General features: G+C 57.6%; 24 protein-coding genes. 8 read left to right on the top strand and 16 right to left on the bottom strand.

Annotated features, from left to right (window positions below; genetic code table 11):
• Positions 1 to 106 precede the first annotated feature (106 nt).
• Genes aaeB through aaeX form a run of 3 tightly spaced genes read right to left on the bottom strand, consistent with a single transcriptional unit; the run spans position 107 to position 3,220 of the window.
• Positions 107 to 2,074 (bottom strand): p-hydroxybenzoic acid efflux pump subunit AaeB, encoded by a 1,968-nt coding sequence (gene aaeB, locus ACTJJ1_RS18305; protein ID WP_004948612.1) that lies wholly within the window; start codon positions 2,072 to 2,074, stop codon positions 107 to 109.
• Positions 2,074 to 3,009, bottom strand: a complete 936-nt coding sequence (aaeA, locus tag ACTJJ1_RS18310; protein WP_004948614.1) for a p-hydroxybenzoic acid efflux pump subunit AaeA — start codon at positions 3,007 to 3,009, stop codon at positions 2,074 to 2,076. The genes aaeB and aaeA overlap by 1 nt, the downstream gene beginning before the upstream one ends.
• 7 nt (positions 3,010 to 3,016) lie before the next feature.
• The gene (aaeX, locus tag ACTJJ1_RS18315; RefSeq protein ID WP_004948617.1) at positions 3,017 to 3,220 is read right to left on the bottom strand and encodes a p-hydroxybenzoic acid efflux pump operon protein AaeX; all 204 of its coding nucleotides are present in this window, start codon (positions 3,218 to 3,220) and stop codon (positions 3,017 to 3,019) included.
• Between the two features lie 308 nt (positions 3,221 to 3,528).
• Between aaeX and aaeR the strand changes: the two genes are divergently transcribed.
• Positions 3,529 to 4,440, top strand: coding sequence for an HTH-type transcriptional activator AaeR (gene aaeR / locus ACTJJ1_RS18320; protein WP_004948619.1), 912 nt, complete (start codon positions 3,529 to 3,531; stop codon positions 4,438 to 4,440).
• On the opposite strand, the gene ACTJJ1_RS18325 is transcribed toward aaeR, so the two are convergent.
• Positions 4,403 to 4,780, bottom strand: coding sequence for a hypothetical protein (locus ACTJJ1_RS18325; protein WP_004948622.1), 378 nt, complete (start codon positions 4,778 to 4,780; stop codon positions 4,403 to 4,405). The genes aaeR and ACTJJ1_RS18325 overlap by 38 nt on opposite strands.
• A gap of 205 nt (positions 4,781 to 4,985) precedes the next feature.
• Between ACTJJ1_RS18325 and uriH the strand changes: the two genes are divergently transcribed.
• Positions 4,986 to 5,930 carry a uridine-preferring nucleoside hydrolase UriH gene (gene uriH / locus ACTJJ1_RS18330; RefSeq protein ID WP_440834761.1) on the top strand — a complete coding sequence of 315 codons (945 nt, stop codon included), beginning with the start codon at positions 4,986 to 4,988 and terminating at the stop codon, positions 5,928 to 5,930.
• Here the strand turns inward: uriH and ACTJJ1_RS18335 are convergent.
• From ACTJJ1_RS18335 to csrD, 12 genes are all read right to left on the bottom strand, one after another.
• Complete coding sequence (locus ACTJJ1_RS18335) at positions 5,927 to 6,070, bottom strand: hypothetical protein (protein WP_252978571.1); 144 nt, start codon at positions 6,068 to 6,070, stop codon at positions 5,927 to 5,929. The two genes, uriH and ACTJJ1_RS18335, sit on opposite strands and share 4 nt — an antisense overlap.
• Positions 6,071 to 6,136: 66 nt before the next feature.
• Entirely contained in the window at positions 6,137 to 6,304 is a 168-nt protein-coding gene (locus tag ACTJJ1_RS18340) for a hemagglutinin repeat-containing protein (protein WP_440834763.1), read from the bottom strand.
• 49 nt (positions 6,305 to 6,353) lie between these two features.
• Positions 6,354 to 6,605 (bottom strand): VENN motif pre-toxin domain-containing protein, encoded by a 252-nt coding sequence (locus ACTJJ1_RS18345; RefSeq protein WP_440834765.1) that lies wholly within the window; start codon positions 6,603 to 6,605, stop codon positions 6,354 to 6,356.
• A gap of 338 nt (positions 6,606 to 6,943) precedes the next feature.
• The gene (tldD, locus tag ACTJJ1_RS18350; RefSeq protein ID WP_004948634.1) at positions 6,944 to 8,389 is read right to left on the bottom strand and encodes a metalloprotease TldD; all 1,446 of its coding nucleotides are present in this window, start codon (positions 8,387 to 8,389) and stop codon (positions 6,944 to 6,946) included.
• Positions 8,390 to 8,396: 7 nt separating this feature from the next.
• The gene (nit1, locus tag ACTJJ1_RS18355) at positions 8,397 to 9,257 is read right to left on the bottom strand and encodes a deaminated glutathione amidase (protein ID WP_004948637.1); all 861 of its coding nucleotides are present in this window, start codon (positions 9,255 to 9,257) and stop codon (positions 8,397 to 8,399) included.
• The gene (gene yhdP / locus ACTJJ1_RS18360) at positions 9,254 to 13,066 is read right to left on the bottom strand and encodes an AsmA2 domain-containing protein YhdP (RefSeq protein WP_440834768.1); all 3,813 of its coding nucleotides are present in this window, start codon (positions 13,064 to 13,066) and stop codon (positions 9,254 to 9,256) included. Before yhdP ends, nit1 begins: the two co-directional genes overlap by 4 nt.
• A gap of 95 nt (positions 13,067 to 13,161) precedes the next feature.
• Positions 13,162 to 14,631, bottom strand: a complete 1,470-nt coding sequence (gene rng / locus ACTJJ1_RS18365; protein ID WP_004948644.1) for a ribonuclease G — start codon at positions 14,629 to 14,631, stop codon at positions 13,162 to 13,164.
• A 37-nt stretch (positions 14,632 to 14,668) separates the two neighbouring features.
• Entirely contained in the window at positions 14,669 to 15,253 is a 585-nt protein-coding gene (locus ACTJJ1_RS18370) for a Maf family protein (protein ID WP_004948648.1), read from the bottom strand.
• An 8-nt stretch (positions 15,254 to 15,261) separates the two neighbouring features.
• The gene (gene mreD / locus ACTJJ1_RS18375) at positions 15,262 to 15,750 is read right to left on the bottom strand and encodes a rod shape-determining protein MreD (protein WP_004948651.1); all 489 of its coding nucleotides are present in this window, start codon (positions 15,748 to 15,750) and stop codon (positions 15,262 to 15,264) included.
• Positions 15,747 to 16,751, bottom strand: a complete 1,005-nt coding sequence (gene mreC, locus ACTJJ1_RS18380; RefSeq protein WP_004948652.1) for a rod shape-determining protein MreC — start codon at positions 16,749 to 16,751, stop codon at positions 15,747 to 15,749. Before mreC ends, mreD begins: the two co-directional genes overlap by 4 nt.
• Positions 16,752 to 16,845: 94 nt before the next feature.
• Entirely contained in the window at positions 16,846 to 17,889 is a 1,044-nt protein-coding gene (gene mreB, locus ACTJJ1_RS18385) for a rod shape-determining protein MreB (protein WP_004948655.1), read from the bottom strand.
• A 412-nt stretch (positions 17,890 to 18,301) separates the two neighbouring features.
• Positions 18,302 to 20,233, bottom strand: coding sequence for an RNase E specificity factor CsrD (csrD, locus tag ACTJJ1_RS18390; RefSeq protein ID WP_004948657.1), 1,932 nt, complete (start codon positions 20,231 to 20,233; stop codon positions 18,302 to 18,304).
• A 307-nt stretch (positions 20,234 to 20,540) separates the two neighbouring features.
• Between csrD and acuI the strand changes: the two genes are divergently transcribed.
• From acuI to accC, 6 genes are all read left to right on the top strand, one after another.
• Positions 20,541 to 21,518, top strand: coding sequence for an acrylyl-CoA reductase (NADPH) (gene acuI, locus ACTJJ1_RS18395; protein ID WP_004948659.1), 978 nt, complete (start codon positions 20,541 to 20,543; stop codon positions 21,516 to 21,518).
• A 247-nt stretch (positions 21,519 to 21,765) separates the two neighbouring features.
• Positions 21,766 to 22,767 carry a protein-methionine-sulfoxide reductase catalytic subunit MsrP gene (gene msrP, locus ACTJJ1_RS18400; RefSeq protein ID WP_440834770.1) on the top strand — a complete coding sequence of 334 codons (1,002 nt, stop codon included), beginning with the start codon at positions 21,766 to 21,768 and terminating at the stop codon, positions 22,765 to 22,767.
• Complete coding sequence (gene msrQ / locus ACTJJ1_RS18405; RefSeq protein ID WP_004948663.1) at positions 22,768 to 23,367, top strand: protein-methionine-sulfoxide reductase heme-binding subunit MsrQ; 600 nt, start codon at positions 22,768 to 22,770, stop codon at positions 23,365 to 23,367.
• 241 nt (positions 23,368 to 23,608) lie between these two features.
• Positions 23,609 to 24,061, top strand: a complete 453-nt coding sequence (gene aroQ / locus ACTJJ1_RS18410; protein WP_004948665.1) for a type II 3-dehydroquinate dehydratase — start codon at positions 23,609 to 23,611, stop codon at positions 24,059 to 24,061.
• Between the two features lie 32 nt (positions 24,062 to 24,093).
• A complete protein-coding gene (gene accB, locus ACTJJ1_RS18415; protein ID WP_004948669.1) occupies positions 24,094 to 24,561 on the top strand; it encodes an acetyl-CoA carboxylase biotin carboxyl carrier protein in 468 nt (155 codons plus the stop codon).
• 10 nt (positions 24,562 to 24,571) lie between these two features.
• On the top strand, positions 24,572 to 25,921 hold the full coding sequence (gene accC, locus ACTJJ1_RS18420; protein ID WP_004948672.1) for an acetyl-CoA carboxylase biotin carboxylase subunit: 1,350 nt from the start codon (positions 24,572 to 24,574) through the stop codon (positions 25,919 to 25,921).
• Positions 25,922 to 25,957: the final 36 nt, after the last annotated feature.

Consider the following 25,957-nt stretch of genomic DNA (forward strand, 5'->3'; position numbering starts at 1 on the left):
GCTTATCATGCCATTTTCCCGTATGCCTGGCACTCAGTGCAACTCCGAAACAAGGCCCTATCAGGCAAGTATAGCCCCGGATGAGCGCATCAGGGGCCTCAGCGCATCAGTCGATCAACGCGTGGCGATAGCGGTGCAGCATGTCGGCCAGGCGTTTTACCGGGCCGGTGACGCTGAGCGGTGCCTGATAGTCCACCAACTTCTGCTGATAGTCGTTCATCTCGCTCAACAGCCGATCGTAATAATAGGCGCGTTTCACGTCATTCTTGGCTGAAACCACGTGATCGGCAGTATTGCGGATCTGCTTATGGAAGGCCGAAAGCTCCTCGCTGGCCGGGATTTCCGCCCGCTGCATGCGCTGGTGAGCGATGATCAGGTTCAGCGCCAGCCGGTACTTGGCGATATCGTTCGGGAACATCATCAACAGCTGATTAAGCTGCTGATAAAGCGCCGGCAGGTGGTTCTGCCGACGGCGCGACGCCTTGGTGGTCAGCGCCGAGACCGCGCTGCCGACAAACTGGTTCAGCAACGTGCGGCCGGTGCGTTCACGCGAGTTGTCACGGATCAACAGCAGCACCATCAACCCCACGCAACTGCCGAGGAACTGGCCGAGCGCGCCATCGAGAAACTGGGTGACGTTAAAGGTCATCGGGTTGCTCAACACCAAAATATTGATGGTCCCCGCCAGCAGGCCGAGCGAACCCAACCGCCGTTTTTGCACCTCGATGCCGATGAAAAAGGCCAGCAGGCCAAGGCTGAGGCACAACAATAAAATGCTCTGCTGGGTCGCCGGCAGGATCACCATAAAGAACAGCGAACCGACCGGGATCGCCGCCAGCATGCCCAGCACAAAATCCATAGCCACCATGCGCGGTGCCGGGGTGCGCATCGCCAGCGACGTAATCACCGCAATGATCACCATAAAACCGCTGCCGGAAGTCCAGCCGGTCCACAGCCACAACAGGCTGCCAAACGTCGTCGCCACAAAGGTGCGCAGGCCGTTAATCATGGCGTGATGCCCTTCCGCCGAGCTCGGTCTGACCACCACTTCACTGCTCAGCACATCTTCTTCCACTGCGCTGATGCTGCTGTTGGTATGCACGCCTTTGGCCAACAGCAGGTAACGCGTGGCCGCGCCGACCCAACTGGTGATGGTCAGCAGCGTCTCGTCGGTGCGGTTGGTGGTCAGCACCTGGCGCAGCAACTTCATGCGCTTGTGGATCTCCTGCGGCGTTTGCGCCGGCACCATCAGCAGTTCGCGGATATTTTCCTTCACCGCATCCGGATGATTCAGCAGAATCAGATAGGTCTCGCAAGCCTGAGTAATCAGCGTCAGCGACAGAGTATGCAGCGCCCGCACGCGCCGGTTGACCTTCTGCCAGCGCGATGACTCCATCATCAGGTTGCTGCGCATGCCGTTCAGCGCGGTCGTGCTTTTGACCAGATTGCTCCAGGCGCGGTCAATGTCTTCTTTCTCGGCGTTACTGACGCACATCTGCATCAGCAAATACTGATCCACCAGCAGCTTGTCTACCGCCCGGTCGATATCCAGTTTGATCGAACGCGGCGAGAACAGCAGGTCCGCCAGCACCGCGCTGACGATCCCCAGCACAATCTCGCTGCAGCGTTCAATAGCGAACTGCGGCGCCTCCAGCAGATGGGCTTCGCTGGTAGCGACAGTGACGATGATGATCAGTGCGGTATAACCGGCAAGCCCCCAGGCGTAGGAGTTTTCAACCTTGATCAGCGAAGAGATCCAGGTACAAAACCCGGCCCACATACAACACAGCAGCAGCATCACCACCGGCGCACGCGCGGTGGTGACGATAATCACCAGACCGACGAAACAGCCGATAAAAGTACCGATAATGCGCAACCAGCCGCGGTGGCGAATGGCGCCGGAAAACGGCTCGCCGCCCGCCGCAAAGGCCGGACCGGCGGCCACGATGGCGGCGGTCATCGCCGACCAGCGCGGGGTTTCCAAATTGAGATGGAAACCGACAAACAGGGCAAACACAATCGCGAAGCTGAGCTTGAAAGCGAATCTCAGCCGAATAAACGTTGGGCTATTCATTAGCCAAACTCACGTAGCCGATGCATCAGGCGAACAAAAGGCGAGCCGCTGTCGGCCTTGCGATCGTTCTTGCCGGTGATCACCACGGTCGCGGTGGTGCCGGCCGGGTACGGATGCAACTGGTCTTTGTCGTCCAGCAGGATTTTAACCGGTACGCGCTGCGCCAGACGCACCCACTCCAGGTTGCTGTCGATAGACGCCAACCCTTTGCTGTTCACGGTGCTGCTGCTGTTGTTCACGGCGGCGGCCACGCTATCGACGGTGCCGTGCATGATGCGGTTGCTGCCCAGCGGGGTGATTTCCACACGGTCGCCCTTGTTCAGGCCATTCAGCTTGGTTTCTTCCAGATAGGCCAGAATGTAGAAGGTGTTTTTCTTCACCAGCGCCACGGCGACCGAGCCGCGGGTGATGTATTCGCCGCTGTGGACGTTCAGGTTGGTGACCCAGCCGTCGGCCGGCGCACGCACCGTGGTGCGTTCCAGATCCAGCTGCGCCAGCTCGCGGGTCGCCACGGCTTTCGCCAACTGATGCTGCACGGTTTGCAGCACGTTGTTGGCCTGATCGATCTCTTCTTGCGACATCGCCTGCACGCCCAAACGCACCCGGCGGCCGGCTTCACGTTTTTTCTCCGCCGCCAGCGTCTGGTAATAGGCAACGTCGGCGCTGGCTTCCGCCAAGGCCTGCTCATAGCGCGGCCGGTCGATAACAAATAGCACCTGCCCTTTTTTCACCAGTTGGTTATCCACCACCGGCACGTCGGTCAGCAGGCCGGTGACGTCCGGCGCTATCGCCACTACGTCGGCGGTAAACTTGGCGTCACGCGTCCAGGGGGATTCGGTGTAGAACACCCAGGCTTTGAATATGGCCACGATCGCTAACAGGACCAGAAACAAAGTGATCGCGATTCGAACTATTTTTATTGAGAAATTTTTCACAGCGACCTCAAACGAAAAGACGTGAAATCAGATAGAACAGACAGCAATACAGCGCGGTATTAAACAGCGCCGGATGCCAGACAAAATCGTAAATCCCGGTGGGTTGCAGCAGGCGGCGCAGCAAGAAAAACAGCGCCAGCGATACCAGCAACTCAAAAAATACCGGGGGAAACGACAGTCCGAAGATGACCATAACCGGAAGCAAACTCATCCATTTTTCCTTATTGTTCACTGCACCGGGCGTTACCCTTTCTTCTCATTCACATTCTCTTTACATGTTAGCTGACGCGCACCACAAATTTCGGCCCAGACAGGTCAGGAACCTGAAAAAAGGATAAACTCAGGGGCATACATCCGCGATAGGGATTGCGAGGATATCGGAGGGATCGGCCAAAGCTGCTCTGCCGACCGCACTCACGCGTTGGTAAGGTCTTTCCACCCGACCGGTTTATATTAGCGTGCTTACTATCAACCTATCAACAATCTGTGATCTAAATCACTTTTAAGCCAGAGTGAATAATGGAAAGACTAAAACGGATGTCGGTGTTCGCAAAAGTCGTTGAATGCGGGTCGTTTACGGCGGCTGCGCGCCAGCTTGATATGAGCGTTTCGTCTATCAGCCAGACCGTCTCCAAACTGGAGAATGAGCTGCAGGTCAAGCTGCTCAACCGCAGCACGCGCCGCATTGGCCTGACGGAAGCCGGGAAAATTTACTATCAGGGCTGCCGGCGCATGCTGCAGGAAGTGAGCGAGGTGCACGAACAGCTGTACGCGTTTAACAATACGCCGACCGGCACGCTGCGCATCGGCAGTTCGTCCACCATGGCGCAAAACGTGCTGGCGACCATGACCGCCGATATGCTGAAGGAATATCCCGGTCTGACGGTGAACCTGGTGACCGGCATTCCGGCGCCGGACCTGATTGCCGACGGACTGGATGTGGTGATCCGCACCGGCGCGCTGCAAGATTCCAGTCTGTTCTCCAAACGCCTCGGTTCAATGCCGATGGTGATATGCGCCGCTAAAAGTTACCTCAGCCAGCACGGCACGCCGCAGAAACCCAGCGACATGGTCAACTTTTCCTGGCTGGAATACAGCGTGCGGCCTGACAGCGAATTCGAACTGATCGCGCCCGAAGGCATCACCACGCGCATCTCGCCGCAAGGGCGCTTTGTCACCAACGATTCGCAAACCATGATCCGCTGGCTGAAAGCCGGGGCCGGCATCGCCTATGCACCGCTGATGTGGGTGATCGAAGAGATCAAACGCGGCGAGATCGAGATCCTGTTCAAAAGCTATCACTCGGATCCTCGCCCGGTGTACGCCCTGTACACCGAGAAAGACAAGCTGCCGCTTAAGGTACAGGTGTGCATCGACTACCTGACGGAGTACTTCAAGCGCGTGGCGGAAGTCTATCAGGGCTATCGCTGAGCAGAAAACGGCGCGCCAGAGCGCCAAGCAGCAACAGCGCCAGCATGCCCAGCCCCCAGATTAACCAAACGGCGTAGCCCGCCCAGGTGAGCAACAGCGGGAAAGAGCTAGCCAGCCAGCGCCCCAGTTCTTGCAGCATCGGCAACCAGCCCTCCAGCAACGTCTGCGGTACCAGGCTGAGCAAACCGGTAAACTGGGGTGCCAACTGCGCCGAGCCGTTTTCCGCCAAGCCCACCAGTGCAGGCAACCAGCCCAGCACGCCGGAGACGCCCCAGGCCAGCAACGTCCATAACCCCATTGCCACCAGCACGGCTGCCAGCGCCCATCCGTTCTTTGTCATGATCTACCCTTTCCGTGTTGCACCAAGCAGCAATGTAAACCATGGACTCCACTCCAGGGTAAAGCGCCGGCGCGCGGATTTACGTTTAATTACACCGCAGCCTTGGCCGTGCCTGGAAGCGATGAACAAAAGCACCATTGGCATTACTCCGCTCTGCACCGCTGCGCTAAGCTGCGAACACCTCTCCTCTGCATCGGGAATAAAAATGAAAAAAATCATACTGGATTGCGACCCTGGGCATGACGACGCCATCGCCTTGCTGCTGGCCTGGGGCAACCCGCAGATCGAACTGCTGGCGGTGACCACCGTGGTCGGCAACCAGACGCTGGATAAAGTCACCCGCAACGCACTGGCCGTTGCGCGTATCGCCAATATCACCGGCGTCCCCTTTGCCGCCGGCTGCCCGCGCCCGCTGGTGCGGCAGATTGAGGTAGCGCCCGATATTCACGGTGAATCCGGCCTTGACGGCCCGGTACTGCCGGAGCCGACCCTGGCGCTGGAGCCGCGCCATGCGGTGGACTTGATCATCGATACGCTGATGGCGCATCCGCCGGGCAGCGTGACGCTGGTACCTACCGGCGGCCTGACCAACATTGCCATGGCGGTGCGCAAAGAACCGCGTATCGCCGAGCGGGTAAAGGAAGTGGTGTTGATGGGTGGCGGCTATCACGTGGGCAACTGGAGCGCGGTGGCGGAATTCAATATCAAGATCGACCCTGAAGCGGCGCACATCGTGTTTAATGAAAAGTGGCCGCTGACCATGGTCGGACTGGACCTGACCCATCAGGCGCTCGCCACGCCGGAGGTGTGCGAACGCATTGCCACCATCGGTACCGGGCCGGCGAAATTCGTCGGCGAGCTGCTCGCGTTCTTCGGCAAGATGTACCAACAGGCGCAGGGATTTAGCGCACCGCCGGTACATGACCCTTGCGCGGTCGCCTACGTGATCGACCCTGAAGTGATGACGGTGCGTAAGGTGCCGGTGGATATCGAACTGACCGGTACCCTGACGCTGGGCATGACCGTGGCCGATTTTCGCGCTCCGCCGCCGCCGGACTGCCACACGCAGGTCGCGGTAACGCTGGATCAAGACAGGTTCTGGGATTTGGTGGTGGATGCGCTGGAGAGGATTGGGGAAGTGCGGGTTTAGAGTGCAGGGCTTGCATGACGGCTACCGCCGTTAAGCTGGGTGTGTTTGCCGACGTTAATATCAAACCCTTTATCACCGGCAAACAGCCCGCTTTGCTCACCCACGCTGGCATATTCGCTGTCGATTTTGGTCTGGCTCATGCTCAGCGATGCCGAACCCGTCATCGAACCGAAGGTAAAACTCGCACCCGCGCTGCTGTCCTTCTGTCAGTTGTGATAATCGTCGGTATCATGCAGGCTGCTGATGGACAGGTCACGACCGGCATCCACCTTAATCTTTTCACCCAGCGCCTGCGCACCGGACAGCACCGTATCGCGCCCACTGCTCAGGCTCAGTTCATCCGGCGCATTCACCCGCGTGTTAACGTGTAACAATTAACTCATTACGTTGCTTCAGACTCAGATCTTCCATTTCCTGCACGATCTACTTGCAGTCACCACGAGCCTCACAGCCTTTCGCTCTAGCCGCAAAATCATTTATCTGGGCAGCACTCAGGAAGCTATTCTCCACCGCATTCTTCCCGGCCTGAGAACCGGTCACCACACCGGCTGTATTCCCTGCCGCCACGCCACCCGTCAGCCCTGTCGCCAGTTGGCTCAGCACGCTGACCTGCTGTTTCTCGCTTTCACTCAGCTCGCCAACTTTGCGTCCCGGGAACAACTCGCCGGCTATCACCCGTGCCGGCAGTGGGGGAAAAGAAAATGCAGAGTAAAGCGGCTGAGAGCCGCCGAGTTACTGAATCCATTCAGAAGGCCATCCGTATGATTTTTCGGCATTCTAAAGGCTACGCGCGGCGGGGAACAAGGCATAAATGATGGGCAAACCATTAGATAGCCTAACCAAAAAAGAAAACTCTTAAACAAAAACTCCATAAGATCAGTTTTTACACTTAAAAATGGCTTATTGGTTTTCTTTAATCGGAAAAAGCAGCGAATCCGTCTTAATTATGGCTAATGCGATAAGCGCCGCAAAAAACGGATTTATTGGGGCCGTGAACCGGCCCCAGAAAAGAACTACGCGGTACCGCCAACGGTCAGCATATCCAGTTTCAGGGTCGGCTGGCCGACGCCCACCGGCAGGCTTTGCCCTTCTTTGCCGCAAACGCCCACGCCTTTATCCAACGCCAAATCATTGCCGACCATCGAAATCTGCTGCATCGCCTCAATGCCGGAGCCGATCAGCGTCGCGCCCTTCACCGGCTTGGTGATGCGGCCTTTTTCGATCAGATAGGCTTCGGTGGTGGAGAACACAAACTTGCCGGAGGTGATATCCACCTGGCCGCCGCCAAAGTTCGGCGCATACAGGCCATACTCCACGCTGGCGATGATCTCTTCCGGCGTGGATTTGCCCGCCAGCATGTAAGTGTTGGTCATACGCGGCATCGGCAGATGCGCATAGGACTCGCGGCGGCCGTTGCCGGTCGGCGCAACGCCCATCAGGCGTGCATTCAGCTTGTCCTGCATGTAGCCTTTCAGGATGCCGTTTTCGATCAGCACATTGTACTGGCCCGGCACGCCTTCATCATCGATGGCCAGCGAACCGCGGCGCCCCTGCAAGGTGCCGTCATCCACCACGGTGCAAAGCTCGGAAGCCACCAGTTGGCCCATCTGGCCGCTGAATACCGAAGTGCCGCGACGGTTGAAATCGCCTTCCAGGCCGTGGCCTACCGCTTCATGCAACAGCACGCCAGGCCAGCCGGCGCCCAACACTACCGGCATATTGCCGGCCGGGGCCGCTACGGCGGAAAGGTTAATCAACGCCATGCGCACCGCCTCTTTGGCGTAGGCGTCCGCGCGGACGTCGCCATCGACGACTTCCAGGAAATAGTCATAACCGAAACGGCCGCCGCCACCGCTGGAGCCGCGTTCACGCTTGCCGTCTTCTTCCACCAGCACGCTGACGGAAAGACGCACCAGCGGGCGAACGTCCGCCGCCAGGGTACCGTCGGTCGCGGCCACCAGGATTTGTTCATACACGCCGGTGATGCTGGCGCTCACTTCCTGCACCCGCTTGTCGGCCGCACGGGCAACCTTGTCAACGCGGTGCAGCAGGGCAATTTTCTCTTCGCGCGGCAGGCTTTGCAGCGGGTCGAGCAGCGGATACAGCGCCTTGTGGCTGATTTCACCGAGCGTATGCACCCGGCCGTCACCGCTGTCGCGCACGATGCTGCGTGCCGCCTGAGCGCTTTGATTCAGGGCGTTCAGGGTTATCTGATCGGCATAGGCGAAACCGGTTTTCTCGCCGCTGACGGCGCGCACCCCAACGCCCTGGTCGATATTATAAGAACCATCCTTGATGATGCTGTCTTCAATCACCCAGGCTTCGTGGTAGCTGGACTGAAAATAGAGATCGGCGTAATCGAGGCGGCGTTCGGCCAGTTGCCCCAAGACAGAAAACAGGTCCTGGTGGCTCAACTTATTCGCAGCAAGTAACTGCTCACTGACAAACGTCAGGCTCATAATTTTTTCACTCTTTATTGGAGGAGGTTTTTTCAAACGGCGCCGTCAGCGACGTCTGGAATCGGTTGTGTTGCAATACCGGCATTTGCGCGCGAAGGGTGTTGAGGCCGGCCGTATCGACCCGCACTTTCAACGCCGAAACCGCATCCGGGTTTTCGGCCAGCACCTTGCCCCAACCATCCACCGCCAGCGAATGGCCCCAGGTGCGGCGGGTCGGGCCGTGGCTGCCAACCTGCGCAGGCGCCAGTATCACACACTGGTTTTCAATTGCCCTGGCGCGCAGCAGGATTTCCCAATGCGCCTCGCCGGTTACGCGGGTAAAGGCGGCAGGCACGGAAATCAGCTCTGCACCCTGAGCGCGCAGCGCCTGATACAGGGCCGGGAAGCGCAGGTCGTAACATATCGTCATGCCAAGCCGGCCGACCGGCGTATCCACCACGGTCAACTGCTGACCATGCTGGTACGTGTCCGATTCCCGATAATGGCCGTGGGAATCGTTAATGTCCACGTCGAACATATGCAGCTTGTCGTAGCGCGCCCGGATTTCACCCTGGTCGTCAAACAGCAGGCTGCTGGTGGTGATCAACGCAGGATTTTCGCGGCTGATCAACGGCATAGAGCCGACCAGCAACCATACGCCATAGCGCCGCGCCAACTCGCGTACCGCCTGCTGCAGCGGGCCATCACCCTGCGGTTCCGCATGCTGGCGATAAGCGGCAGAGTTGGCGAACAGCAGCGCGTTCTCCGGTGTCATGACCAGCTTTACCCCGGCATTGAGCTGCTTAATCTGCTGTTCGATCTGGGCCAGGTTATCACGCACCCGATCGCCACTGCACAACTGTAACAATGCAACGTTAGCATTTCTCATGACGCCTTATTCTCCTTTGGCTTGCGCAACACCTCGTTAATTTTCGGCTGATCCAGGCTGCCGCTGATGTGATAGCGAATCAGCGAGATCTTGTTCCACAGCGGCGCCAATACTTTGGAGGCGGCAAACACCGCCGCGCCGACGATCGGGTTGATCACGAACGCCGTCGCCACGCCGACCGTGGCTGAGATCTCCGGCGCCACCACCGCTTCCATATCAATCTGCCGACGCGCCAGATCGATCTGGCCGTTCATGGCGATATCCGCCGCCAGCCCGTCAACCAACAGATTGTCGGTATGCATTATGCCATCTTTCATCCACGCGGTGCTGCGGATGGAATCAAAGTAGAAGCCTTTCCCGAAGGTATCGCTGAAATCAAACTGCAGCTTGCGTAACAGGGCGTCGAAACTCACCAAACGCAGCAACTGGCCGGCACGGCCGCCGCCGATGCTGTCGATCTCGCCCTTGCCCATTTTAATCGTCAACGCGCCGCTGAGGGTGTCTACCTGCGGTTTCCACGGTTGGCCACGCCAGTAGAGGTCGAAATCGACATCGTAAGGCGCGCCCTTCAGCGGGGTGGTGATACCAAAGAAGGCGGCGGTTTCGTCGATCTTGCCGCCCAGCAACTTGCCTTTCAGCGAGCTGCGCTCTTCCTGCGCGTTTTGCTTCCACAGGCCGCTGGCGGTCATGCGCCCTTTGCCGGTGTCGATCAGCCCATGCTCCAACGTCAGAGTATCCCCCTGATTGGCCAGATCGGCTTCGACCTTACCGAGGTTCTGCCCCATCACCCAGCACGACTTGCAGCGCAGCATCAGCGAAGGCCAGTCACTGAAGGAGACTTTATCCGCCACGGTCAACGGGTTGGTCGCCGCAGGGGTGCTCTTGTCCGCGCTGAACTGCGGGTTGTAATAGAGGTAGTTGATGTCCGCACGCCATGGCCCGCGATCCGCGATCCGCAGATTGCCGTCAACTTCATCGCCCTTGGCGCTGACCAGCGTGCCACCCAGCTGTTTCTCCGCCGTCAGTTGCAGCTTGTGCCATGCCTGGCCGCCCAGCATCAATTGCGGCGTTTTCAGCGCCACTGTGGTCGGGAAATTAAACCCGCCCACCTGGCCTGAGCCACCGCCTTGTTTTAGCGCCGGCGCCAACAGCGCCAGCCATTTCTCGCCGTCCAGCGGCGGCAGATTCAGCGTCAACGAGGGGCTACCCGGCAATGGCGGCGTAGCGCCGGCGTCGGTTTGCCATGCGGCACGCGCCAGCGTCACCTGCTTTTTGGCAAAGATCCATTCGCTGTTGAACCGGTTCTGCTTGCCTGCGCTGCCGGTCAACATGAACCCATTCAGGCCACCCTTCACCTTAACGCTCAATGGCAGGGGCTCACCCGCCGGTTTATCCAGCGGCGGAGGTAAGTGACTGCTTACTTTTTTGAGGTCGGCATCGAGGCCGATGTCATAGCTGGCCGCGCCCTGATGTGGCAGGACGATCGCAACCTGGCTCTGCCACGGCGCGCTGCCGCTCAGCGCGTCACTCGCTTCCTGCGGTATGCCGGGGAATTTGGCGGGCAACCAGTCAGCTTTCAGGCCAACATTGACCTTATAGTCACTTTTGCCCTCTTGGGTGGTGAAATTCACCGCCACCGGCTGCCCGAACCAGTTAGCCGACAGCGTGTCGCTTGTCAGATTGCCGTTATCAAAGCGGAATTTGCCGCTGACCTTTTTCAGTTCGCTTTCAATCGGCTTAACCAGCAGCGAATTGTTGTTCAGCGCAACCTCACCCTGAGCACGCACCTGCTCGCCGTTCAAGGGGATATCGAGATGTAAGCGCCCACTGACATTACCGCCAATCTGCAGCTCATCCAGGGCGGAACCGAGCGAATCATGCAGCGGGGTCTGGTTAAAATAGTTATGGATCTCTGCGCCTTCGCCCGCCACGTCGGCGTCAATCAGCAAGCGTTCTTTCAGATAGTCCGGAATCACCGCCGTAATATTCTTGCCGTCCACCTTGCCCAATTTGGTTTGCGGGGCATTCATCCACAACCCCTCGTTGGCAAAGTCGAGATCAATCGCCAGATCGGTCAGCGCCGGCCAGCCCGGCTGGAACTGGAAGGTAGAATGACGCAGCGGCACAAACACTTCAAACTGCCCTTCGTTCTTGCGATAAGGGAAATGTTGCGGGTCGCCGGCGTAAATCAGCGTGGCGTTATCCACCTGCCCACCCTGAATCGCACCGCCAAGATAATCCACCAGGTGCTTGCCCATCAGCGGTTCGGGGAAGTAACGCCAGGCGTCTGCGCCGTCATACAAACGAATACCGGCCAAAATGCTCAGCCAGGGATCGCCTTTCGCCGGCTGCTGATAGCGGAAATCGCCGTTAACCCACAGCGATTTGGCCTTCACATCCAGGTTCTTGCTGGCCAACTCCCAGCCCTGATCGTTGTTAAGCCAGGTCAGCGCACCGCGCGCGCTGCTGATTTCCAACGGGGCGCGGAACATGTCGCCGTAAGGTAAGGTGCTGTTGTCGAGATCAAGCTGCAGGCGGCCATTCTCCACGCCGCCGCTCAGCGCGCCGGAGAAGCGATTAACCCCCGGCAGCAGTTTCCAGTGCTGCCAGCTGACATTCTGCCAGCGGGCCTGGAAACGGGTTTTTTCCGGCTGTTTCAGCGGAATGTCCAGCGCCAGCGCATCGAGTTTGCCCTTCGGCTGCAAGTCGTTCCAGCGCTCCAGTACGTCCGGGCTGAGGAATGAGAACGTGGGCAACAGCGCCGACAGTCGCTCAAGCTGAATATCGGTAGCGCGGACGCGTAATTCTTCGTTCTGCCCCGGCCCCATAAATTCGGTATTTTCCGGCAGCCACAGCGCTGAAAGCCGGCCCTGCGGCCAGGTCTTGCCGTCGGTTTGCAAACTGAGCTGCGGCACGTCAACTTGCCAGCCGTTGCCTTGGCGACTGAGCGCCAGCGCCTGATTGTCCACATCCAGCCGGTGCTGTTCGGTTCCCACGCGCCAGTTGGCCGCGCCTTGTTTCAGCAGCACATTGCCGCCGGCTATCTCGCCGTTTTTGATCTGCAGCCAGGCCGCCAGGCTGAAATCCGCGCTCTCCAGGCCGGTATTGGCGCGCAACCAGCGGGTAAACCACGGCTTCATGTCAATGTTATCGGCCTGCATATAGACCGTACCGGTGTTTAATAACCCCTGGTTATCACGCAGATCCATGCGCAGCTGCACCACGCCGTGCTGGCCATTCAGCGTCGACAGGCTAAGCTGCCCTTCAGCGCGGTGGCGATCGCGGCCATTGAGCCAGGTGAGCTGCGGGATTTCGAATTCGGCGCGCGCGCCGGAAGGCATGAGAAAAGAGATACGGCTGTCGCGCAGATCAAAATGATCGAGCTGATGCAGCATCAGATCGCTGATTTTACCCGGCTCGATGGTGTTGCCCTTACGGTCATCACCGCCCAGCGTGGTATTCATGTCGAGCTGGAATTGATAAAAGGTGAGATCGCGGAACTGCCAGCGCCAGTGCAGCAGTGACTGCCACACATCCAGCGCCAGCGTCACGCGTTCGATGTGCAAATTGCTCTTGGGCAGCGTGGCGCGTACGTTACGCATTTCAAGCTGTGGGCCGAAGGTTTCCCAGCTCCCCTGCATGAAATCGACCTGGAAAGGCACGCCGGAGAGGCTTGCCACTTTTTCCAGCACCTGAGGGCGGTACTTGTTCAGTTCAGGCAGCGCCAGACGCAGCCCGCTGACCAGTAACGCCACAACAACAACCAGAGTGGCGCCTGTTGCTAACAAAATCCCAGGCAGTCGCCTCACACAGTTCTCCTTGCTTCCGCTGCCTGGCAACGGCAATATCTCGACTGTTCGTCCTCACCCTACCTCAGGGAGAGGTATGGGGCGAGGGCCAACGATCACATCATGACAACGTCAAACTGTTCCTGGCTGTACAAGGGTTCGATTTGCACCTTAACCTGTTTGCCAACAAAGATTTCCACTTCCGCCAGCGCATGTGACTCTTCGCTTTTCAGCGCTTCGCCAACCGCCGCAGAGGCATATACCAGGAAACGATCGGAATCGTAAGCATGGTGTACGCGAACAATTTCACGCAAAATTTCGTAGCAGACGGTTTCCACCGTTTTCACGGTGCCGCGCCCATTACAGGTAGGACAGTCATGACACAGCACATGTTCAATGCTTTCTCGCGTGCGTTTTCGCGTCATTTCCACTAAGCCTAGCTGAGAGAAGCCGTTGATCGTGGTTTTTACCCGATCTTTACTCAGCGCCTGCTCCAACGAGTGCAGCACCCGGCGGCGATGTTCGTCATTGTTCATGTCGATGAAGTCAATGATGATGATGCCGCCGAGGTTGCGCAGCCGCAGCTGGCGGGCAATGGCCTGCGTCGCTTCGATATTGGTATTGAAGATGGTTTCGTCGAGGTTGCGGTGGCCGACAAAGGCGCCGGTGTTGATATCCACGGTGGTCATCGCCTCGGTCTGGTCGATGATCAGGTAACCGCCGGACTTCAGCTCCACCTTGCGCTCCAGCGCCCGCTGGACTTCGTTTTCGACATCGTACAGGTCGAAGATCGGCTGCTTGCCGACGTACAACTCCAGCTTGTCGGTGATGTCCGGAATGTATTCGCCGGTAAATTCCACCAATTGATCATGGGTCTGGCGCGAATCAATGCGGATCCGGTCCAACGCCGCACCGGCGAAATCGCGCAGAATACGGTGCGCCAACGCCAGCTCGCCGTACAGTTTGTATTTGGTCTGATTGCGTTTTTTGCGCTCCATGACCTTGGTCCACAGGCGCTTGAGGAATGCGGCGTCCTGCGACAATTCTTCTTCGCCGATGCCTTCTGCCGCCGTGCGGATGATAAACCCCCCCAGCTCGTCGCAGTAGGCGGATACGGCCTTTTTCAACCGCTCGCGTTCGGCCTCGCTTTCAATGCGCTGCGAGACGCCAACGTGCGCCGCACCCGGCATGAACACCAGATAACGCGAAGGCAGGGTTATGTCGGTGGTCAGGCGCGCGCCTTTGGTACCAAGGGGATCTTTCACCACCTGCACCATCAGATCCTGCCCCTGGCGCACCAGTTCGGCGATATCGCGCACGTGGAAATTCTTCTGCTCATCACCGGCGACACATTCGGTGTGCGGCATGATATCGGAGGCGTGCAGGAAAGCGGCCTTGTCCAGGCCGATATCGACGAATGCCGCCTGCATACCCGGCAAGACGCGGCTTACGCGCCCTTTATAAATATTGCCGACGATACCGCGTTTGGATTCGCGCTCGATGTGGATCTCTTGCAGGATGCCGCCATCAATATAGGCAACCCGCGTTTCAGACGGTGTGATATTAACCAGTAGCTCAGCTGTCATGCCTTCTCCTCAGAGCCGGTCGATATGGCAGCGCCCATCAACCGGTTCTTACATCACGTAATGCGACAAAATGACTGAGCAGCTCATGTGTTTCGACCAGCGGCAGGCCCATCACCGCGTGATAACTCCCGGTTATCGTTCTGACGAAACAACCACCCTTTCCTTGAATTCCGTAGGCGCCCGCTTTATCCATCGGCTCGCCCGTAGCAATATAATCGCAGATATCCTGTTGTGACAGGTTGCGGAACGTCACGTCCGTGACCACCAGTTGGCACAAAACGTCCTGGCTATCGGCGATCGCCACTGCGGTCATCACCTGATGCTGCTTGCCCGAGAGCACCGCCAGCATTTCTGCCGCATGCGCTTCGTCGCGCGGTTTTTCCAACACCCGGCCGTTGAGCACCACAATGGTATCCGCGCCCAGCACCGGCCAGTTCTGCTGCGCCAGCGCCACGCCCGCTTTGGCCTTGTCCTGCGCCAGACGGCGCACGTAAGTTTCCGCGGCTTCCCCTTCCCGACGCTGCTCTTCGGTATCCGTCAGGATAATTTCAAACGGAACGCCCAGCAGGGTCAGTAATTCACGTCGACGCGGAGAGCCGGAGGCCAGATAAAGCGAAGTCATTGATATCCTCATTGTACGGCGAACTGACGGCGGATTTTGCGCATCAGCAGGAACAACCACGGCCACAGAATGCCGTTAACCACACTACTCCAGAACACCTCTGGGCGGAAAGAGACGTTGATCACTAAAAACTCAGCCCAGAACACCACAACGTCCATCGCCAAGGATAACAGTACGACGATCAGCGCCTGTTGCCATAACGCCATATTGCGGAACAGCTGGAATTTGAACGCCACCAGATAGGCGATGATGCCCAACGCCAGCGCACGTACGCCCAGCGTGGAGCCGAGGATCAGATCCATGACCAGCCCCAGCACAAAGCCGGTGCCGACATTCACCCGGTGTGGCAGCGCCATCACCCAGTAAATCAGGATCAAAGCCAGCCAGGACGGCCGGAACATATAGATTTGCTCCGGCCACGGCATGATTTGCAGCACCAGCGCCACCAAAAATGACAGCCAGATTACCCAGCGCCCGTTGCTGCGGTAGCGGTTCATTGCGTGGCTCCCGCAGCCGGTGCGGCGGTCTGCGTCCCAGCGGCACCGGTTGCAGCGGCAGGCAGGGAGGGTTGCGGGCCCATGGCATCGGCCGGCGGCAGCACCTGCGGCATCATCTGCATCAGGCGTTCATTGGCGACGCGGTGAACTTCGTCCGGTGGCAGCGGCATATCGCCATTGCGATCGGCACCCCACAGCAGCAGCAGGTAGCGCAAGCGTTGCAGGCCTGCGGTTGGCCGCGCCTGGATCACGGTATAAGCACGCTGGTTATCCACTTTAACCGAGGAGACCACCGCTACCGGATAACCTTCCGGGAAGCGGCCGCCCAGGCCGGAAGTGACCAGCACGTCCCCCACGCGGATGTCGGTATTGTTGGGCAGGTGCTCGAGCTGCAAATCGTCGGCGCAACCGCTGCCTGCGGCAATCACCCGGATATCGTTGCGCAGCACCTGAATCGGCAGTGCGTGCGAGGCGTCGCAAATCAGCAGCACGCGGCTGGTGAACTTCGCCACCGCCACCACCTGGCCGACTACGCCTTTATCGCTGATCACCGGCTGGCCTTCATAGACGCCGTTGTCCGAACCTTTGTCGATCACGACCTGATCGCTATAAGGATCGGAACCGGTAGAGATCACCTGGGTGACCATTTTGTGTTCATCCTGGCGCAGCGGCGAGCCTAGCAGCTCACGCAAGCGGGCGTTTTCCTGCTTGAATTGGCCAAGAAGAAGAGTGTCGCTGTTTTTCAGCAGCAGTTCCTGCCGCAGAGCTCGGTTTTCCAGCTCCAGCTGTTGGCGGGTAGCCAGCGTTTCTGAAACGCCGTCCAAAACTTTACGTGGCCCATTGGCCAAAAAATAGAAAGGGCTGACGGCCGTGTCCATGTAGTTGCGAATTTTCACGAACGTACCGAGACGGCTATCGGCAACGATCAGGCCAATGGCCGCAATCACCGCCAAAAAAAGTCGGAGTTGCAGGGAAGGCCCCCTGCTAAAAATCGGCTTCATAAATTATGCGAGTTCCTCGACAACAGAAAAAGGAACCGTACCTGATTTCCGCTTTGCGCTGTCATCCGATACGGTTCCTCTTTCCTGGGGCTGACTATTCTTCGCTGAACAAATCGCCGCCATGCATGTCGATCATTTCCAACGCCTTGCCGCCGCCGCGGGCTACGCAGGTCAGCGGATCTTCTGCCACGACAACCGGGATGCCGGTTTCTTCCATCAGCAGGCGATCCAGGTTGCGCAGCAGTGCGCCACCGCCGGTCAACACCATACCGCGTTCGGAAATGTCGGAGGCCAGCTCCGGCGGACACTGTTCCAGCGCCACCATCACCGCACTGACGATGCCGGTCAACGGCTCCTGCAGCGCTTCGAGGATTTCATTGGAGTTCAGGGTAAAGCCGCGTGGCACGCCCTCAGCCAGGTTACGGCCGCGAACTTCAATTTCATGCACTTCATCGCCCGGATAAGCTGAGCCGATGCCGTGCTTGATACGCTCGGCGGTCGCTTCACCAATCAGCGAGCCATAGTTACGGCGCACATAATTAATGATGGCTTCGTCGAAGCGATCGCCGCCGATACGTACGGAAGAGGAGTACACCACACCGTTCAGTGAGATCACCGCGACTTCAGTGGTACCGCCACCGATATCAACCACCATGGAACCGGTCGCTTCAGACACCGGCAAGCCGGCACCGATCGCGGCAGCCATCGGTTCTTCAATCAGAAACACCTCACGCGCACCGGCCCCTTGGGCGGATTCGCGAATGGCGCGGCGTTCAACCTGAGTTGCGCCAACCGGTACACACACCAACACACGCGGGCTTGGCCGCATGAAGCTGTTGCTGTGAACCTGTTTGATAAAGTGCTGCAGCATTTTTTCGGTCACGAAGAAGTCGGCGATTACGCCGTCTTTCATCGGGCGAATAGCCGCGATATTGCCGGGCGTACGGCCCAGCATCTGTTTTGCCGCATGACCCACGGCCGCAACGCTCTTGGGTGAACCGGCACGATCCTGGCGAATGGCAACCACCGACGGTTCGTTCAGTACAATGCCTTGCCCTTTAACATAAATCAGGGTATTGGCGGTACCCAAGTCGATGGACAAGTCATTGGAAAACATGCCACGAAATTTCTTAAACATAACTAAAGGATAATCCTGCAAGCTGGGGGCGGAAAATAAAATCCGCCTACTTTACCAACCACACGAAGCAGCGACAAGGCGCAAAAACGTTCTACTTCGGTGAAAAATAGTCTGTATTGTTTCTGCTCGAATGCACGGAAATTGGATGAGGCCTGAATTCCCTGAACAAAGGCTCAGTTTACCACCCTGTCAGCGTACGAAACGGCGTAACACAGCTCATAAAATCTAACATATTCCCTGATTGACGCGGGTGGTAAGCACCTACCAACGTACAACAGAAAAGGACTGACAAGAGCCTATATCAAATAGGCGTTCTTGTCGCAGGCAGTTTGGGGATAATCCCAAAATGACAGATAAGATAGCCCGGATGAATTGGCGCTCATTCTACGTCAATTTTTGCCCGGCATTCAGGTTAAACGCGATAACGACGCGAATATTTTTTACGCCCCACGTCTATCGGCTCCGGCGGCGCAAAAAAGTCACCTTGCCCGCCAAGGATCCCGCGTTCTTTCAACGTCTGCCATTCGTTGCTCGTCCGCACGCTGGCGGCAAACACCTTGGCACGGGTGCCTTCGCAGGCGCCGGTCAGGCTCTGAACGAACAGCTGATTTTCATCACGCTTATCAATCCCCCGTACTAAACCCGGGTGGAGTTTGACGATCTCCACCGGCAAGGACTTGATATAAGAGGCACTGACCACGGTTAACCCCGCCTGAGAAACGGCAAGACGACACCCCAATCCTGAAAGCAATCTCAGCACCGGTCGCAAACGGTCGATATGTTGACACACGTCTGCCTCTGCAAGTTCAATCAGAATTCGTCGACGGTGGTTTTTTTCACACTGTAGCAGGGTATCGCGCAGCCAGCGCTGGAAACTGCGCTGCAATAATGAATCGACGCACAGCGTAAATGCCAGCGTTTCTTCCGGCCACAACGCCAGCAAGGGAAGAATGCGGCTGATATGCTGACGATCGTAACTTTCGGCCAGCCCCAACTGCTGCACCAGCGGCATATATTCCGAGGGTAGCAACTCTTGGGTTCCATCATAAATCCGGCTCATGATCTCGCGGTGATGAACGTCCCCTTCCACCGTTACCGCCGGTTTCTGATACAGGCGTGGGCCGCCCCGTACCAATACCTGTTCCAACAGGGTGCGCCATTTAACGCTGCCGCGCCCTTTTTCGGGCACCTGGCTGTCGTAAACGTACCAGCCGTTTTCCCCCTGTAACGTGGCGTGACGCGTTGCCTGCTCCGCGTAATCAATCACCTGTTCCGGGGTTTGCCCACTGCGATACGCCACTATGCCGATATGCAAGAACGCTTCGCGATCGATAAGCGCCGTTGAAGGCAATGAGTCAATGGCATTCACCAACTGCGCGGCGATGCCGTCCGCCTCTTTCAACGTGCGGTGCGGCAACAGCACGGTGAAATCACTGTGGAAATAGCGCGCCAACAGCGCCGCCGGATAGCGCATCACGAAGGTCGACAGCAAATTGACCAGCGAGTACATCAGTTCCTGCACCGCCGTGTTGCCGTGGGTTTCCCGCAGCGTATCGAAATCGGGTAACCGCACCATCATGACAATGCCGTGCGAGCCTTGCTCCTCCAATTGAGTGGCCAGTTGGTTATCAAAAAACAATCGGTTGTTCAGCCCGGTTTTTGCGTCCTGTGCGGCAAAGGCGCGGATCAGCGTATCGACCCGGCTGCGTTCTTCACGCGCTTCCGCCAAATCCGCCAGCAGGCGATCAAGCGCACCGCTGACGTTGGCCGGCCATTCGCGCACATCGCCCTGCATCACGTTTTCTCGTTCACCGTTAAGGATGCGGCGCGCACGGCGCTCCAGCAGATCCTCTCCCTCGGCCTGCTCACGCAGCCAGCGCAGGCTGAACAACAAAATCACCACCATCGCGACAATCGACAAGGTCACAGCCCCGGTGGATTGCAGCGAGCGCACATCGCTGACGAACGGATCGATATAGGTAATGTGGAGCGAACTGCCTGGGTGTTGCAGCAGCGGCCGGGAAACCTGCCGGTAGCCGTTCAGCGAATCCCAGGGCAACTTCAAAGCCGGCAGTTTATAAGTGAAGAGATTGGTACGGTCGCTATCGACGCTGACGGCCACGATACCAAGCGGGCGCATCACCAGCGGCAACCATTGTTGCTGTTCATCGGGAGAACCATGCAGCATTGACTGATCGAGCGACGTCACCAGCGAATCGAAGCGGCGCTCCAGACGATCCTGAGTCACGTAGAAGAAACTGTATGAGCACCCCATCAGCATCAAAAACATCGCCAGAGCAACAAGCAGGGTGATCAGCGCTGACAGTTTGGTGGTAAATCGCATCCCTGTGCCTTGTCCGTTATGGTTACGTGAATTTTCACCTTTGGAGATATAAAGGCCCCGAATCCGCTCAAATGAATGCAACTTAATACCCTGATTTCTTAATTAATCACTGACTATGCACTTCATTCGTTCCGCCAACGTCGGGCAGTAAATCGTGCCGCTCAACCTATCAAGCCAAGCCTGAGAAGGAAACCTTAAAACGTCATTTTTGCCCTTTATCAAGACATAAGCGTCTTAGTAAGCATATAGTCAAATAAGTCTGATTCAGCCATATATGGCAAAAAATGATAACGAGAGGAAGAGTGACATGCGTGCACTGTTATTGGAACAACAAGACGGGCAAACTTTGGCGCACATCAAAGACATCAACAGCGATCAACTGCCCGATGGCGATGTGACGATCGACGTCAACTGGTCCAGCCTTAACTATAAAGATGCGCTGGCGATCACCGGCAAAGGCAAGATCATCCGCCAATTTCCTATGGTGCCGGGCATCGACTTCGCCGGCACGGTGCGTGACAGCCGAGACCCGCGCTTTAAAGAGGGCCAGAGCGTGGTGCTCACCGGCTGGGGCGTCGGCGAGAATCACTGGGGCGGCCTGGCAGAACAGGCGCGGGTATCCGGCGAATGGCTGGTGCCGCTGCCGCACGGGTTGGATGAGCGTAAAGCGATGATCCTCGGCACCGCCGGCTTTACCGCCATGCTATGCGTGATGGCGCTGGAGGAAGGCGGCGTACGGCCGGATGACGGCAACATTCTGGTGACCGGCGCCAGCGGCGGCGTTGGCAGCGCGGCAATCGCCATTCTGACGGCCCTGGGCTATCACGTCACCGCGATCAGCGGCCGCGAAAGCAACGTCGACTACCTGAAAGCGCTGGGCGCCAAAGAGGTTCTGTCGCGTAGCGGCTACCTGGAAGCGCCGCGTCCGCTGGAGAAACAGTTGTGGGCCGGTGCGATAGATACCGTCGGCGACACCCTGTTGGCACGGGTGCTGGCGCAGATGAACTACAACGGCGTCGTCGCCGCTTGCGGGCTGGCCGGCGGTTATCACCTGCCCACCACGGTGATGCCGTTTATTCTGCGCAACGTACGCCTGCAGGGTGTGGACTCGGTACACGCCCCGCTGCACCGCCGCCAAACCGCCTGGGAACGCCTGGCCGGTATCCTGCCGGACAGCTTCTACCAGCAGGCCACGCAGGAAATTACGCTGGAACAGGCGCCGGCCACCGCCGCAGCGTTGCTGGATAACCAAGTCACCGGCCGCACGCTGGTGAAAATCCGCTAAATCTTCTCGCCCCCCGGCGACGGGGGGAAACCGCTCTGCGAAATTTCATATTTTCCTGCCACCTCTCGCATAAGCCCTGCTTTCACGCCATGCTTACCTTTATATACCCCAGCGTATTGCAGGAGCGCGGCTACTGCGCCCGCGTTCATCGGGGCGAATATACGCGGTCCCTACAGTCAGTCTGACCGGCGCAGCTTTGAACGCCCCATTTTGCAAGGCGACGGGTAAAAATGCGGAGAAAAACACCATGAGCAAATCCCCAAAATTGACCGAGGCCGACGTCACGCCCGAGAGCGTGTTTTATCAGCGGCGCAAAGTGCTGCAGGCGTTAGGTATCACCGCCGCGTCCTTGGCGCTGCCGCTTAATGCGCAGGCCGATGTGTTGTCATGGTTCAAAGGTAACGATCGGCCCAAAGCCCCGGCGGGCAAGCCGCTGGCGTTCAGCAAGCCGCCCGCCTGGCAGGCGCAACTGGCCATGACGCCCGAAGACAAGGTTTCCGGTTACAACAATTTCTACGAATTCGGTCTCGATAAGGCCGATCCCGCCGCCAATGCCGGCGGATTGAAAACCGAAGGCTGGAAGGTGCGAATCGACGGTGAAGTCGGTAAACCCATCACGCTGGATATCGATGATTTAATCAAACGCTTCCCACTGGAACAGCGCATCTACCGCGTGCGCTGCGTGGAGGCCTGGTCGATGGTCGTCCCCTGGATTGGCTTTGAGCTGGGTAAACTCATCAAACTGGCGGAACCGAACAGCAATGCGCGCTATGTCGCCTTCCAGACGCTGTACGATCCGGAACAGATGCCGGGCCAGAAGGATCGTTTTATCGGCGGCGGCCTGAAGTACCCGTATGTCGAAGGGCTGCGTCTGGATGAGGCCATGAACCCGCTGGCGCTGCTGACCGTTGGCGTGTACGGCAAAACGCTGCCGCCGCAAAATGGCGCGCCGCTGCGGCTGATCACCCCATGGAAATACGGTTTTAAAGGCATTAAATCGATTGTTCATATTCGCCTGGTGCGCGATCAACCGCCGACGACCTGGAATGAGTCCGCACCCAATGAATACGGTTTCTACGCCAACGTGAACCCGCACGTCGATCATCCGCGCTGGTCGCAAGCGACCGAACGTTTTATCGGCTCCGGCGGCATTCTGGATGTCAAACGTCAGCCGACGCTGCTGTTCAACGGCTATGCCGATCAGGTGGCGTCGCTGTATCGCGGAATGGACCTGCGGGAGAATTTCTAAGTGCGTTTAACTCCGACTCACATCAAAGGGATCAAGGTCGCTATTTATCTGGCGGCATTCCTGCCTTTTCTCTGGCTGGTGCTGGCGGTGGATCAGGGCTGGTTCAGCGCCGATCCGGCCAAGGATATTCAGCATTTTACCGGCCGGATGACGCTGAAACTGCTGCTGGCGACCCTGATGATAGCCCCGCTGGCGCGCTATGCCCGCCAACCGCTGCTGATCCGCTGCCGCCGCCTGGTGGGGTTGTGGTGTTTTGCCTGGGGCACGCTGCATCTGATAAGCTATTCAACGCTTGAGTTGGGGCTGAGCAATATCGGTCTTCTGGGACGCGAACTGGTGACTCGTCCTTATCTGACACTCGGCATTATCAGTTGGCTGATTCTGCTGGCGCTGGCTGCCACCTCTACGCTGTGGGCCATGCGCAAACTGGGCGCCAAATGGCAGACATTGCATAACTTCGTCTATCTGGCGGCGATACTGGCACCGATTCACTACCTGTGGTCGGTAAAAACTTTTTCGCCGCAGCCTTTCATTTACGCCCTGTTGGCTATACTGCTGCTGGCGCTGCGATACAAGAAATTCCGCAATTGGTGGCGTTAAAGGGCGGAACTTTTCTGTGTTCTATCCCTCATAATGCGATAGCGCCATCGTCAGTTTGCTGATTTAGGGTTGAATATCTTCGCTGATAAGACCAGTATTTAGCTGCGAATTGCTACGATATCGTTATAATGCCCGGCCTTGCTCCTGTTCACAGGGTGAATTTCCCCCTTAACAGGTGACAAATCGGTGACATCGGGTTATTTTCTACGATGATGGTTTTATTGCCGGAGATACCAGCACAATGGCAGACAAGTCTCACATTTTGCTTCTGAACGGCCCCAATCTGAATCTGCTGGGGACGCGTGAGCCGGAGAAGTACGGCAGCACGACGCTGACAGAGATCGTTAACGGATTGGAAAACCAGGCATCCGCGCTGGATATCACCCTGAGCCATCTGCAATCCAACGCCGAGTATCAGCTGATCGATCGCATACATCAGGCACGCGGCAACACGGATTTTATTCTGATTAACCCTGCCGCGTTCACGCATACCAGCGTGGCGCTGCGCGATGCATTGCTGGCGGTGCAGATCCCGTTTATCGAGATCCACCTCTCCAATGTGCACGCCCGCGAGCCTTTCCGCCATCATTCCTACCTCTCCGATGTTGCGGTAGGCGTGATTTGCGGCCTCGGCGCGGATGGCTACACATTTGCTTTACAGGCAGCGGTTAACCGTCTGTCAAAAACCCACTAATTGCTACGCAAAAAGAGTACGGAATCACACTCATGGATATTCGTAAAATCAAGAAACTGATCGAACTGGTTGAAGAATCAGGCATTTCTGAACTGGAAATCTCTGAAGGCGAAGAGTCGGTTCGCATCAGCCGTGCCGCTCCGGTGCAGACTTACCCAATGATGCCACAGGCCTATGCCATGCAGCCTCAGCAGCAGCCAGCTCTGGCTAGCGCCGTTGCCAGCGCGCCTGCCGCAGAAACCCCGGCAGCACCGGCGGCCATGAGTGGCCACATCGTTCGTTCCCCAATGGTCGGCACTTTCTACCGCACGCCAAGCCCGGATGCGAAAGCCTTCATCGAAGTCGGCCAGAAAGTGAACGCTGGCGACACTCTGTGCATCGTTGAAGCCATGAAAATGATGAACCAGATCGAAGCGGACAAATCCGGCGTTGTTAAAGCTATTCTGGTAGAAAACGGCCAACCGGTTGAATTTGACGAGCCACTGGTCGTCATCGAATAACGAGGCGAACATGCTTGATAAAATTGTTATCGCCAACCGCGGCGAGATCGCGCTTCGTATCCTGCGTGCTTGTAAAGAGCTGGGCATCAAAACCGTTGCCGTGCACTCCACAGCCGATCGCGATCTGAAACACGTACTGCTGGCTGACGAGACCGTCTGTATTGGTCCTGCGCCCTCGGTAAAAAGCTATTTGAACATCCCGGCTATCATCTCTGCAGCGGAAATCACCGGCGCAGTGGCGATCCACCCGGGCTACGGCTTCCTGTCCGAAAACGCCGATTTCGCCGAGCAGATCGAACGCTCCGGCTTTATCTTCATCGGCCCGAAAGCCGAAACCATCCGCCTGATGGGCGACAAGGTTTCTGCGATCAACGCCATGAAGAAAGCCGGCGTACCTTGCGTTCCTGGCTCCGATGGCCCGCTGACCGACGACATGGATAAAAACCGTGCCTTCGCCAAGCGCATCGGCTACCCGGTGATCATCAAGGCGTCCGGCGGCGGCGGCGGCCGTGGCATGCGCGTAGTGCGCAGCGACAAAGATCTCGAGCAATCCATTGCCATGACCAAAGCTGAAGCCAAAGCGGCGTTCAACAATGACATGGTTTACATGGAGAAATACCTGGAAAACCCACGTCATATCGAAATTCAGGTTTTGGCGGACGGCCAGGGCAACGCCATCTATCTGGCCGAGCGCGACTGCTCCATGCAGCGCCGCCACCAGAAAGTGGTTGAAGAGGCTCCAGCACCGGGCATCACCAGCGAAATGCGCCGTTACATCGGCGAGCGCTGCTCGAAGGCCTGTGTGGAAATCGGTTATCGCGGTGCAGGCACCTTCGAGTTCCTGTATGAAAACGGCGAGTTCTATTTCATCGAAATGAACACCCGTATTCAGGTTGAACATCCGGTGACCGAAATGATCACCGGCGTGGATCTGATCAAAGAGCAGCTGCGCATCGCTGCCGGTCAGCCGCTGTCGATCAAACAAGACGAAGTGAAGGTTCACGGCCACGCGGTGGAATGCCGTATCAATGCCGAAGACGCGAACACCTTCCTGCCAAGCCCGGGCAAGATCACCCGTTTCCATGCGCCAGGCGGTTTCGGCGTGCGTTGGGAATCTCATATTTACGCCGGTTATACCGTACCGCCGTACTATGACTCCATGATCGGCAAACTGATCACTTACGGTGAAAACCGTGACGTGGCCATTGCCCGCATGAAGAACGCCCTGGCTGAGCTGATCATCGATGGCATCAAAACCAACGTTGAACTGCAGCAAAAGATCATGAGCGACGAAAACTTCCAGCACGGTGGCACCAACATCCACTACCTGGAGAAAAAGCTGGGTCTGCAGGAAACCTAAGGCAGGCTACTCGCATTGCCTGACAGAAGGCCGGTT

The sequence above is a fragment of the Serratia sp. 22264 genome (assembly GCF_052045345.1).
Classification (GTDB): Bacteria; Pseudomonadota; Gammaproteobacteria; order Enterobacterales; family Enterobacteriaceae; genus Serratia; species Serratia plymuthica.